Genomic DNA, 12381 nt, shown 5'->3' on the forward strand with positions numbered 1-12381 from the left:
GAGGGCGGCGGGACGGCGGCCGGTGCGGGCCAGCTCAATCGCCTCGTCGGCGTGCCCGCGGGCGGCCGCCGGGTCCTCCGGCAGGGCCGCCCAGCCGGCCGCGGCGTACGCCTGGGGCGCGGTCAGGCTGGTGGCCTCGGCGACCGCCCGCCGGCCCGCGGTCCGCGCCGCCGTCACATCACCGGTCGCGGCGAGCACCCGGGCCAGCCCGCACAGCGCCGGGACCAGCGCCTGGCTGAACCCCCGCTCGCCGGCGACCTCGACCGCCTCCTCGTAGGCGGCCCGCGCCTGCGTCAGATCGCCGCGCGCCTCGTGCGTCTCCCCCAGCCCGGCCAGCGCGTACGCCACCCCGGCGGCCCCGGCCCGCTGCAGCACGGTCAGCGCGGTCCGGAACCCGTCCCGCGCCTCGGCGAGCCGGCCGGCCCGTATCAGGATCTCGGCACGGTTGTTGTGGGCCAGGCCGAGACCGTTGGGATGCGCGTCCGGCCCGAACCCGAACCGCCACAACACGTGATCCAGCTCGGACAGCGCGCCGGTGAGGTCGCCCTCCTCCATCCGCTGCGACGCCCGGTTGGTCCGGATCCGGAGCTGCTGGGTGCGGTCCTCGCACCGCTCGGCCGCGGCCAGACCCAGCGCGTAGTGCCGCTCGTTGCCCCGGCGGTCCCCCTCGGCCGCGGCGAGCAGCGCGAGCGCGGTGTGCGCGGCCGCCAGCGCCCGCGGCTCCCCCGCGGCGCGGGCCAGGGCCTCCTCGGCCAGGTCACGGCAGGCGTCCACCTCACCGCGAGCCCACGCGACACTCGCCGACCAAGCCGCCAGCAGCGCGCGATCAGCTTCCCCGCCCCCGGGACGAGCCATCGCGCGTACGGCCGAGGCACCCACCAGATCGCCTCGGAGGTAGAGCACCATCACCGCCGGCCAGGCGTCCTCCGCATCGAGGGGACGGCCGGCCGCGACGGCCCGCTGAGCGTGGGCGACGGCGTGCTCCCAGTCACCGGATTCGGCGTGCCGGAGCACAGCATTCTCGGACATGCGGGCCAGTATGGCCTGCCCGGGCCAGCCCCGGTCCCGGTCGGGTCGCCGGTCCGGACGGCCGGGGATGATCGAACCCGATAATTCCCCCCACGTGTCGACATATCGATCCCGGTGCGCGCCGTCCGGGTCGTCAGCCGCCGGTGAGGAGTTCGCGTACCTGCTGCTCGGCCTGTTCCGGCGGATCGGTGACGCCGGCGTCGATGACCTCGCCCTCCGCATAGGCTTCCACCACCCGGGGGTCGACGTAGGAGCTCCGGGCCACGGCCGGCGTGTTGCCCAGCAGGTCGGCCACCTCGCGCATGGCGTGGGCGACGGCCTTCCGGCGCCCGGTGACGGTGGGCCGCGGTCCCGCCTCGGCCAGCGCGGTGGCGGCGCGGACGGTGCCGTGCCAGGTGCGGAAGTCCTTGGCGGTCATCTGCTCGCCGGTGATGTCCCGCAGGTAGTCGTTGACGGTGTCGGCGCGGACCTCCTGCCAGCGGCGGCGGGCCGGATCCCAGTAGGCGAACAGGCGGTCCTCGCCCCGGCGCCGGCGTCTCAGGTCACGGAGCACGGCGCAGACCTCGCCGTCACCGACCACCGACGCGTGCTGGACGCCGGACTTGCCGGTGAACTCCAGGAGCACGCAACCGCCGCGAACCCGCAGGTGGTCCGGGCGGAGCGTGGACAGGCCGTAGGTGGGGTCCTCCTCCCGGGCCGCCGACTCCTCGCCACCGACCCGGAACATCCCCATGTCGAGCAGGCTCACGATGGCGGCCAGGACCCGGTCCCGGCTCAGTCCCCGGCCGGTCAGGTCGGCGCGCAGCCGGTCACGGATCTCCGGCAGGCGACCGGCGGCCTCCAGCGCGTGGTCGAACTTCACCCGGTCCCGTTGCTCACGCCAGGCCGGGTGGTACAGGTACTGCCGGCGGCCGGCCGCGTCGACGCCGGTGGCCTGGATGTGGCCGCGCGGATCCGGCGAGATCCAGACGTCCCGCCACGCCGGTGGAATGACCAGGCTCCTGATCCGTTCGACGGTTCCGGTGTCGCGCAGCGGAGCGCCGTCCACGTCGCGGTAGGTGAACCCCCGGCCCGCCCCGCGCCGGGACAGACCCGGCCCACCCGGATCGCTGCGCCGTAACCGCATGGCGGTCACCCTCCCCCTGGCCGGTACCGGCCGCACGCACCGCAATCCCCCCTGCGGTACGGCTCAATCGGATCCCGCCCGGCCGGTACCTATGACGGTCGTCACCGGCTCACCGGCCGCCCGGCGGTCAGGACCTCGGTCGCGGCGGTCAGCACCTCGTCCGGGGTGACCGCCAGCAGGGCCGGGTGGACCGGGCCGGGCAGATCGCCGCGGGTGGTCTGCGTGCCGTGCCACAGGGCGCGGTGGAACGGGCGGGTGACGGGCGGGCCCCAGCACGCCGGCGCGACCGGGCCGAACAGGACGACCGACGGGGTGCGGTAGGCCGTCGCGAGGTGGGCGACCCCGGTGTCGCCACAGATCACCAGGCGGGCGGCGGCGACCAGGGCGGCCAGGTCGCCGAGGCCGGTCCGGGGGACCGCCGCACCGGGGAGACCGGCGAGCTCGGCCACCCGTACGCACAGGTCGTGCTCCTGCCGGGAACCGGTGACCAGGACCTGATGGCCCGCCGCGACCAGACGCCGTGCGACGGACGCGAAGCGGTCCGGAGGCCAGCGCCGGGCCGGTGACTTCGCGCCCGGATGGATGATCGTCACCCCGGCCGGCACCTCGGCGTCCGGAACGTGCAGGTCCAGGTCGTCCTCGTCGCAGGCCACGCCGTAGTAGCGGACCAGCCGGCACCAGCGGCGGACCTCGTGCTCGTCGCCGATCCAGCCGGGGCCGTCGTGGTGACCGGCCGCACGGTTCGCGAACGCCCACAGTGCGCCGGGCCGCAGCGCCCGCAGACGGCGGTGCGATTCGGGGCCGGAGCCGTGCAGGTTGACGGCGAGGGCCGGCCGTACCGGCGCCGCGTCGAGGGGTTCGAGTTCGGCGGCCGGGACGATCCGGTCGATGCCACCGATCGTGAGGATCAGCGGGGTGAGCCAGGCCGGGGCGGCCAGGCACAGCGTCTCGCCGGGGTAGGCGGCGCGGAGCCCGCGCAGGGCGGGCACCGCGGTCGCCAGATCACCCACGCCGAGAGCGCGCAGAACCAGGATCACGGGTACGAACTCTCCGTCTCCGCCGCCACGACGAGTTCGCGGACCGCACAACCGGCGGGCTGACCGAGCGCGAAGAGGACCGCGGCCGCCACGTTCGCCGGGTCGTTGAGGATCGCGTCCGGACCCGGCCGGTACCTCTCGTCACGGTCGTCGAAGAACCTCGTGCGCATGCCGCCGGGGATCAGCAGCGTGACGCCGACCTGCCCGGCCAGTTCCGCGGCGAGCGCACGGGTGAAGCCGACGACACCGAACTTGGCGGCACAGTAGGCGGTCGCGTCGGACACCGCCTTGATCCCCAGCGTCGACGAGACCGTGACGATCGCGCCGTGGGACTGCTTGAGGGCGGGGATCGCGGCCCGGATCACCGCCGCCGTGGCGAGCAGGTCGACGGTCACGATGCGGTCCCAGACCTCGCCGGGGACCTCCTCGAGCGTGCCCGGCACGTCCATGCCGGCCGCGGTGACCACGCCGTCGACGCTGCCGCCGGCCCGGGCGATCAGATCACGGGTCGCCTGTTCGGCGGCGCGGGTGTCGGCGAGATCGCAGGCGATCCACTCGACGCCCGCCCGCGGCGGCGAGCGATCGATGACGTACGGGCGACCACCCGCCTCGACCACGGCGTCCACGACGGCGGCGCCCAGACCACTGGACCCTCCGGTGACGATGACGGCGTCCATGCGCGTTACCTCCTGCGTGCTTCGGCGATGGTCCTCGTGGTGGATCGGCCGTCCAGGTAGGGGACGATCACGGTCTGGCCGCCCCAGCGTTCGACGACCCCGGCCTCGGGCACCGTGTCGTAGTCACCGCCCTTCACCCAGACGTCGGGCCGCAGCCAGGTGAGGACCGGCTCCGGGGTGGGCTCGTCGAAGACGACCACGGCGTCGACACAGTCGAGGGCGGCGAGCAGACGGCCCCGGTCGTCCTGGCGGGTCAGGGGACGGCCGGCACCCTTCAGGCGGCGTACCGAGTCGTCGCTGTTCAGGCAGACGATGAGGCAGTCACCGAGGTCACGGGCGGCACGCAGGGTGGCGAGATGGCCGGTGTGCAGCAGGTCGAAGCAGCCACCGGTCGCGACCACGGTGCCACCCCGGGCACGGACCGCGTCGGCGAGGCGCCCGGCCTGTTCCCGGGCGGCCTCTTCCCGCATCACCGGCAGTCCGTCCGGTCCCGCGACATAGCGGCTCGCGGCGGCTACCGCCTCCGTCACGGCTTCCGAGACCAGGGCGCCGCGGGCCAGGGCGATCGTCGCGGCGGTGGCGAACGCGTCGCCGGCGCCGCACGTGTCCCCGCCGGAGGTCGCCGGGACCGGGACCACCAGCGGTGCGGGGGTGCCCTGGCAGAGCACCGCCCCCTGCGCTCCCCGGGTGACCACCACCGCGCCCGCCTTCCAGCGCTGGCGGAGCAGGTGGCCGGTGCGCTGGGCGGTGGAGAGTCCCGAGCCGTTGCCGGCGTCGCCGGAGAGCCGCCGGGCCTCGGCCTCGTTCGGGGTGACCAGGCGGGCGTTGGGTACCGGTGGCGGGCCGTTCGGGTGCGGGTCCCACACGACCGGCGCCTTCGCCTCCTCGATCGCGGCACGCAGGACCGGATGCCGGGCCATGCCCCGGCCGTAGTCGCTGACCAGGATCGCGCTGGCATCCCGCACCACCTCGAGGACGGCGATCGGTGCGTCTCCCGGCGGCTGGGGCGGGCCGCCGCGGTCCAGTCGGAGCAGCACCTGGCCGGACGCGCGCAGCCGGACCTTCTCCGGGGTGGAACCGGGCAGCGACAGGGCGTACACCTTGATGCCGGCCGCGGTGAGCAGCTCACTCAGCCGGGCGCCGGCGGCGTCCGCGGCCAGGGCCGTGACCAGGGAGACCTCGTGGCCCTGGGCGGCGGCGAGCAGGGCGGCGAGGCCCGCGCCACCGGGTCGTTCGCGGGTCGACTCCTCGTCCAGGACGGGCGCCGGCGCGTCCGGCGCGATGCGGGTGACGGTGCCCTGCACGTCCCGGTCGAGCAGGGTGTCGCCGACGATGACGAGCCTCATACGTTCACCATCTCCTCCAGATCGTCGTTGCCGTGCCCGAAAGGGCGATCACCACCGGCCGCGGCGAGCCCGGCCGGCTCGCGGTCCGTGGTGAATCGCGGCAGGTAGCGGTCCACGTACTCGCACAACAGATGAACCGAGACGAGGTGCAGCTCCTGGACGACCTGGCTGTCCGGCGACGGGCAGCACAGCGACTCCCGGCAGACTTCGGCGAGCGGGTTGGGCCGCTCCCCCACCAGGGCCCAGGTCAGCATGCCGAGCTCCTCGGCCGCCCGCGCCGCAGTGATCAGATTCGGACTACGCCCGCTGGTGGACATCAGCATGAGGACGTCGCCCCTGCGCCCGTGCGCCCGCACCTGACGGGCGAACACCTCCTCGAACCCGTAGTCGTTGCCGATCGCGGTGATCGCCGACGAGTCCGGGGTGAGGGCGATCGCCGACAGTGGCATCCGGTCCTCGCGGAGCTTCCCGACGAGTTCGGCGGCCAGGTGCTGGGCCTCGGCCGCGCTGCCGCCGTTCCCGGCGACGAGCAACCGGCCGCCACCGGCCAGGTGCCGGGCCAGATGGGCGCCCCACCGCGCCAGCCGGCCGGCCTGCGACCGGTACGGCGGCAGCGCCTGGACCAGCCCGGTGAGATGGGCGTCGAGGAGACTCATGCCGCGACCTCCAGGTCGGCGGCGGCCGCGTAGACGGCGGTGAGCAGTTCGGCGATCCTCGGCCACGCGTAGGAGGCGGCGGCCCGGTCGGCGGCCGCGGCGCCGTAGCCGAACCGCCGCACGTCGTCGCCGAGCAGACGCCGCAGTGCCGCGGCCAGCGCCCGCGGGTCACGGGGCGGCACCAGGTCGCCGGTGATCCCGCCGACGACGGTGTCGACGAGCCCGCCGACCGCGGTCGCGACGACCGGCACCCCGCAGGCCATGGCTTCGAGCGGCGTCAGCCCGAACGGCTCGTACCAGGGTGTCGCCGCGAGCACGTCCGCCGACCGGTACCAGGCCGGCATCTCGCCCGGTGGCACGGCACCGACGAGGGTGACGCGGTCACCGACCCGGCAGTGCCGGGCGAGGTCGAGGAGCCGTCGGGCGTACGGGTCGGCGTGCAGTCCGCCCGTGGGCGGCCCACCGACGACGACGAGTTCGGCGCCGGGTACCAGGGGCAGGGCCCGGATGGTGTCCTCGACGCCTTTGCGTTCGACGAGCCGGGCCACGGTGAGGATGCGCGCGTACCCGGGCCGGCGTGGAACGGCCGGCCCGTGGACGCGGAACCGTTCGGTGTTGACGCCCGACGGGACGAGCGACATCCGGGATCGGGGCACGCCGAGCCGCAGGAGTTCGCCGATCTCGTCGCGGCACTGGACGACGATCCGGTCGGCGGTCTGCCCGATGTGCCGTTCGAGGGCGATCCGCCGCGGCGGGCTGGTGTCGGCCCGGCCCTGATAGCGGCGTTTCACCGAGCCGAGCGCGTGGAAGGTCTGCACGACCGGTACGGCACAGGCGTGCCCGGCCTCGAGGGCGGCGAGCCCGCTCATCCAGAAGTGGGCGTGCACCACGTCGGGCATCCACGCGGCACGCCAGTCGGCGGCGGTCCACTCGGCGAACGCGCCCATGAACGGCAGCAGCCGGTCCTTGGCGAGCACGGCGGCCGGGCCGGCGGGGACGTGCACGACGTCGACGCCGGGGCACATCGGCACCACGGTGGGCAGGTCCGGGTCGTCCCGCCGGGTGTAGACGCGCACGTCGTGGCCGTGCCCGGCGAGCGCGGCGGCCAGTTCGGCGACGTGCGCGTTCTGCCCGCCGGCGTCGACACCGCCGAGCGCCGCGAGCGGGCTGGCGTGTTCCGAGATCATCGCGATGCGCATGTCTCCTCCTCCAGGAGCCGGTCCCAGTCGGCCAGGAACCGGTCGATCCCGTACCGGGCCAGGGACACCTGCCGGGCGCGGGCGCCGATGCGGGCGGCCTCGTCCGGTTCGTCGAGCAGCCAGTGGGCGGCCTCGACGAGATCGCCGACGCGGGTGGACAGGACGCCGGCGTCCGGTGGGACGGCGGCGACCGTCTCGGTGGTGGCCAGCGCGATGACGGGCATGCCCATCCGCATGGCCTCGATCAGGCTGAGCCCGAGCGACGTCCACCGGCACAGGTGCAGGTAGGCGCGCCGCCGGGCGACGGCCGCGTGCATCTCGTGCTGGGGCGGGTCCTCGTAGGTGGCGAGCCCGGTCAGCCCGGTGACACCCATGCCGAAGACGTCCACCGACGGGAAGCGCTCGAAGAGATCAGTTCCGGTCACCCGACCACGACGGATGGGGTCGTTGGTGACGATCGCCAGTCGTTCGAGCTCGCCGGTCCAGCGGGCGGCGGGCTCCACGATCCCGTGCTCGATCACGGTGGTGCGGGTGGCGCCGCAGTCCCAGAACAGCTCGTTGAAGTGGGTGACGTGCGCGATCACCACATCGTCGCGGTCGGCGAGCGGGTGCCGGGTGTACGGCACGTCGCCCTTCGGTGTGTTGTGCTCGACGTAGATCACCGGCACGTGCGGCGGGATCAGGTCGAGTTCCCCGGGCCGCTGGGCGATCGCCACGTCGACGTCGCGGATCTCCTCGAGGGGCAGTTCCTCGGCCGAGGCGGGCCACCGGAAGGTCCGGGCCCGGCCGCGGCCCCACTCGTCGCGGGCGTCGTTCACCGGCACCAGATAGCGGTGTTTGCCCTGGACGAACGATGTCGTCCAGGAGCCGTGCACGTGCCAGAGCAGGATGTTCACGCGGCCACCTCGTCGGCGTTCGGTTGTCGGGCGGTGACGCCGAGCCGGCGTACCGCGGTGTGGACGTCGTCCGGTGTGATGCCGGACAGGCAGGGGTGACCGGGGACCGGGCAGCGGGTGGCCCGGGTGTCGCGGCAGGCCGCGGCGGCGTCGCCGAGGCGCACGGCCGGGACGCGGTAGGGACCCCACCGGTGGTAGGGGACGGTCGGGGCGTACAGGCTGATCACCGGTGTGGCGACGGCCGCGGCGAGATGCGCCGGGCCGGTGTTGCCGACGATCAGGCAGGCGGCGCCGGCGATCAGCGCGGCGAGGCCGGCCAGCGGCATCGGCCCGGCGTCCTCGCCGGCGTCCCCCGCGACGTACGCCGCCAGGTGCCTTTCCCCGGGGCCGCCGGTCACCACGACGCGGTGCCCGGCCGCGGCGAGCGCGGCGACGATGCGGCGCAGATTCTCCGGCGGGCAGGCCCGGGCCGCGCAGCTGGCACCGGGATGAACGACCAGATGGCCGCCGGGAGGTGAGGGCGGCCGGGGCGACACGGTCACCCGCAACCGCCCGTCGTCGTTCCCGGGGAGAGAGAACCCCGCCGCTGCCGCCACGCTGAGGGCACGTTCTGCTTCCGGCAGGTCATCCGGTACGCGATGACGCACGTCCAGCAACGAGCCGGGGTAGTCGTCGCTGATCGCGGTGATCCGCCCGATCCCCGCCATCCGCAGCAGCAACGCCAGCGGCAGTGGCGACTGATGGAACGACGTGAAGATCACCGCCTCGTCCACGCGCGCCCGCCGCAGCCGGTCGACGAGCGCCCGCATGTCGTCCGGCTCGACCGGCGCGGGTTCCGGGTCGATCCACGGCAGCCGCCATGCGATGATCTCGCCGACGCCGGGCAGGAGTCCGGCGGCGTCCCGTCCGCGCGGGCCGCAGAGCAGCGTCACCTCATCGGCGCCGGCGGCCAGGGCGCGGATCGCGGGCCCGGTGACCAGGACGTCCCCGGCCGAGTCGGACCGCACTGCCAGGACCCGGCCGGGCCGCCCCGGTCGATCGGCGGGTTTCAGCAGCTCCTGGCGGCGCAGAATGAGGTCGGCGGCCGTCCCGAGATCACCGGCGACGGAAGCGGCGCCCACGACCGGAGCGGCTGCCACGACCGGAGCGGCTGCCACGACCGGCGCCGCGGCCACCTCGGCGGGCAGCGTGACGGTGGTGGGTACCAGGATTCCGGTGGCTCCGGCGGCGAGCGCGGCCTCCATGTCGCGGCCGATGTCGCCGACGACGACGCAACGGCCGGGGTCGACGCCGAGCGCGGCCGCGGCGGCCGTCACCAGGCCGGGCCGCGGTTTGCGGCAGCCACACCCGGCGGAGTCGTCGTGCGGGCAGACCTGCCACGTGTCGAACGGTCCGAGCAACTCGTCGACCCGCCGGTTCACGGCGTCCAGCTGATCGGCGGTGAACAGCCCGCGGGCCAGCCCGGACTGGTTGGTCACGACGCCGAGCCGCAGCCCGGCCGCCCGCAGCCGATCCAGGGCCGCTCCGGCGCCCGGCATCGGCCGCACCAGCGCCGGGTCGCCGTTGTAGGGGACGTCCACGACGAGCGTGCCGTCCCGGTCGAAGAGCACCGCGTCGAACAGTGCGCCGCTCACGGCCGGCCCCCGGGGCCGGTGACGGCGGCGAAACGGTCGGCGTGCGCCTGCTGCAGCGGGCGGGCGTCACGCCAGCGGAACCAGCCGCGCAGCCAGTGGGCGATCGCCACCGGCGGAATGGCGACGCTGGTCAGGAGCATGGCGGTCACCTCGCGGCGGTCGCGGGGACCGGGGCGGATCCGGGCCGCGGCGAACTCGGCGGTGCCGACGGCCCAGCCGGCAGCGGCCAGGGCGGCACCGGTGGTCCAGGCGCGACCGGCACGCGGGCTGCCGAGCAGCCGGACGGCGGTGCAGGCGGTGGTCGCGGCCAGGCAGGCGGTGACCAGCGCGTGGCGGTGACGGCGACCGGGTGGGACGCCGAGGACGGTACGCCAGCCGGGGCCGTGGAGGCGGCGCATCAGGGCGTCGTCGGCGTTGCCCCGTTGGAGCCTCAGGCTGATCAGGGGGCCCTCTGGCCGTACCGGATGAGTGGTTGATCTCCGGCCTCGCCGCAGCTGCCAGCCGGCGCGCCGGACACGGTGGGCGAGATCGGCGTCCTCGCGGAAAGCCCGCGGCAGGCGCTCGTCGAAGCCGCCGCAACGCGCCAGGACCACCCGGCGGTAGGCCATGTCCGCGGTGATCCACTCACCGGAGGCGAGGCCCGCGGTGACCCGTTCCCAGTCGGTCGGCCGGCGGCCCTCCGGCGGCGGCACCCGGATCCGCCCCTGCACACCGCCGACGTCCGGGCCGGCGTCGTGCAGGTCGCCGAGCAGCCGCCACGCCCAGCCCGGCTCCGGAACGACGTCGTCGTCGAGGAACGCGACCCATTCGTGACGGGCGGCATGCCATCCGGCATTGCGGGCGGCGGCCGGTCCGGCCCGGCGTCCGGCGACGACGAGATCGGCGTTCTCCGGAGCGAGGGGGGTACGGGCGTCCGCGCGATCGTCCACGATGATCAGTTCCATCCCGGCCGGGAGGGTGCCGAGTGCCCGCAGCAGGTCGGTGAGACTCGGCCGCCCGATCGTGGGGACGACGACGCTGACCGTGATCACCGCTCGCCGCCGTAGGTCCGGGCACGGTGGACGGCGAACGGGCCGATCGCGAGCAGGTCGACCGGCGCCGAGCCGAACAGTTCGAGCGCCTCGCGCGGGGTGTCGACCATCGGCCGCCCGGCCGTGTTGAGTGACGTGTTGACCACCACCGGCAGGCCGGTGAGCCGCTCGAACTCCGCGAGCATCGCGGCCACGAGCGGTTCCTCGCCGACGTGGACGGTCTGTACGCGGGCGGTGCCGTCGACGTGGGTGACCGCCGGGATCCGGTCCCGCCACTCCGGCTTCACCCGGTGCACGAAGAGCATGTAGGGGCTCGGGTAGACGCCCTCGAAGAGATCGTGGAAGCGTTCCGCGCGGACCATCGGCGCGATCGGGCGGAACTGCTCGCGGCCCTTCACGTCGTTCATCCGGGTCTGGGTGTCGCGGTCGCCGGGATGCGCGAGCAACGACCGGTGGCCGAGAGCGCGCGGGCCGTACTCGCTGCGGCCCTGATACCAGGCGACGATCCCGTTGCCGGCCAGCACGGCGGCGGCCTCGGCGGCGATCGACTCCGGCCGGGTGTAGGGGACGGCCGCCCGCCGCAGTTCAGCCTCCAGCTCGTCGTCGCGCCAGCCGCGCCCGAGCGCCGCGGTGGTGAACGGCACGTGCTCCGCGCCGAGAGCGAGCGCGGCGCCGAGAGCGGTGCCCGCGTCCCCGGCGGCCGGTTGCACCCACACCCGGCCGAACGGGCCCTCGGCGGCGATCCGGGCGTTGGCGACACAGTTGAGGGCGGTGCCGCCGGCCATGGTCAGCGTGGGCAGGCCGCCGGACGCGTCGTACGTCCACCGGGCCAGGTCGAGCAGCACCTCCTCGAGCCGTTGCTGCACGCTGGCGGCCAGGTCGGCATGCGCTTCGGTCATCTCGCCGTCGCCGGTGCGGGCCGGGGCCAGGGCGTCCCAGTCGATCCGGTCCACGGTGAACCCGCCGGTGCCGTCGGCCCGCACGAGGTCCCGCAGCGGCCCGAGGAACCGTGGCGTGCCGTACGAGGCCAGGGCCATCACCTTGTACTCGTCGCTGGAGTGCAGGAACCCCAGGTGACGGGTCAGGTCCTCGTAGAGCAGGCCGAGCGAGTGCGGCAGCTCCTGGCAGCGGAACGTCTCCAGCTTCCCGCCCCGGTACGCCCCGGCCAGGTGGCTGGCCGACTCGCCGCGCCCGTCGAGCACCAGGACCGCACTGTCCTCCGGCACGCTGAGCCCGGCCGACGCCGCGTGCGCCACATGGTGCGGGACGAAGCGGACCCGGTTGGGGTCGAGCCCGGGCAACGCGGTCGCCAGGAACTGCGGGGCCCGGCGGGCGTAGTCGGCGCGCAGGTGGTCCCACGGGTCGCCGAGGTCCAGTTCGGCCCGGTCCCGGCAGAGCGCCGGGTCGAACGAGTAGGCGACCGCGTCGAGGTCGCCCGGCCGCAGCCCCGCCTCGGCCAGGCACCAGGCGGCGGACAGCTCCGGAAGCTCCCATGCGGAGAACGGCACCGGCCGCTTGCCGTGCTTGCGGCGGCTGAACCGTTCCTCCTCCGCGGCGGCGAGCACACGACCGTCGACGATCACCGCCGCCGATGGATCATGGAAGATCGCGTTGATCCCGAGAACACGCATGGCGGGCCGGGTACCCCGGGTCCACCCGAATAGTCACATGATCATCGACTTCTCCGTTTTTCTTTGAAATCCACTCTGACCTGCACTGATCGTCTTTCGATATGTCACCGGCCGACGTT

The 12381-nt window shown here is 74.6% G+C and carries 11 protein-coding genes; all 11 read right to left on the reverse strand.

From position 1 onward, the window contains the following. Positions 1–1029: tetratricopeptide repeat protein (locus ACFO0C_RS38390; protein ID WP_378071709.1), on the reverse strand; the 1029-nt coding region annotated here is incomplete at its 3' end. Between the two features lie 133 nt (positions 1030–1162). Continuing rightward, the gene (locus tag ACFO0C_RS38395) at positions 1163–2155 is read right to left on the reverse strand and encodes a DNA topoisomerase IB (RefSeq protein WP_378071710.1); all 993 of its coding nucleotides are present in this window, start codon (positions 2153–2155) and stop codon (positions 1163–1165) included. 101 nt (positions 2156–2256) lie between these two features. After that, a complete protein-coding gene (locus ACFO0C_RS38400) occupies positions 2257–3192 on the reverse strand; it encodes a glycosyltransferase family 9 protein (RefSeq protein WP_378071711.1) in 936 nt (311 codons plus the stop codon). Next, the gene (locus tag ACFO0C_RS38405) at positions 3189–3869 is read right to left on the reverse strand and encodes an SDR family oxidoreductase (protein ID WP_378071712.1); all 681 of its coding nucleotides are present in this window, start codon (positions 3867–3869) and stop codon (positions 3189–3191) included. The genes ACFO0C_RS38400 and ACFO0C_RS38405 overlap by 4 nt, the downstream gene beginning before the upstream one ends. Before the next feature lie 5 nt (positions 3870–3874). Further along, complete coding sequence (locus ACFO0C_RS38410) at positions 3875–5215, reverse strand: PfkB family carbohydrate kinase (protein WP_378071713.1); 1341 nt, start codon at positions 5213–5215, stop codon at positions 3875–3877. Continuing rightward, entirely contained in the window at positions 5212–5871 is a 660-nt protein-coding gene (locus tag ACFO0C_RS38415) for a D-sedoheptulose-7-phosphate isomerase (protein ID WP_378071714.1), read from the reverse strand. The genes ACFO0C_RS38410 and ACFO0C_RS38415 overlap by 4 nt, the downstream gene beginning before the upstream one ends. Next, positions 5868–7070, reverse strand: a complete 1203-nt coding sequence (locus tag ACFO0C_RS38420) for a glycosyltransferase (RefSeq protein WP_378071715.1) — start codon at positions 7068–7070, stop codon at positions 5868–5870. Before ACFO0C_RS38420 ends, ACFO0C_RS38415 begins: the two co-directional genes overlap by 4 nt. Beyond that, positions 7055–7966, reverse strand: coding sequence for a glycosyltransferase (locus ACFO0C_RS38425; RefSeq protein WP_378071716.1), 912 nt, complete (start codon positions 7964–7966; stop codon positions 7055–7057). The genes ACFO0C_RS38420 and ACFO0C_RS38425 overlap by 16 nt, the downstream gene beginning before the upstream one ends. Further along, positions 7963–9600, reverse strand: a complete 1638-nt coding sequence (locus ACFO0C_RS38430) for an HAD-IIIA family hydrolase (RefSeq protein ID WP_378071717.1) — start codon at positions 9598–9600, stop codon at positions 7963–7965. Before ACFO0C_RS38430 ends, ACFO0C_RS38425 begins: the two co-directional genes overlap by 4 nt. Beyond that, positions 9597–10631, reverse strand: a complete 1035-nt coding sequence (locus tag ACFO0C_RS38435) for a glycosyltransferase family 2 protein (RefSeq protein WP_378071718.1) — start codon at positions 10629–10631, stop codon at positions 9597–9599. Before ACFO0C_RS38435 ends, ACFO0C_RS38430 begins: the two co-directional genes overlap by 4 nt. Then, complete coding sequence (locus tag ACFO0C_RS38440) at positions 10628–12262, reverse strand: carbamoyltransferase family protein (RefSeq protein WP_378071719.1); 1635 nt, start codon at positions 12260–12262, stop codon at positions 10628–10630. The genes ACFO0C_RS38435 and ACFO0C_RS38440 overlap by 4 nt, the downstream gene beginning before the upstream one ends. Positions 12263–12381 lie beyond the last annotated feature (119 nt).

Source organism: Actinoplanes subglobosus, assembly GCF_042650585.1.
In the GTDB taxonomy this organism is placed as follows: Bacteria; Actinomycetota; Actinomycetes; order Mycobacteriales; family Micromonosporaceae; genus Actinoplanes; species Actinoplanes subglobosus.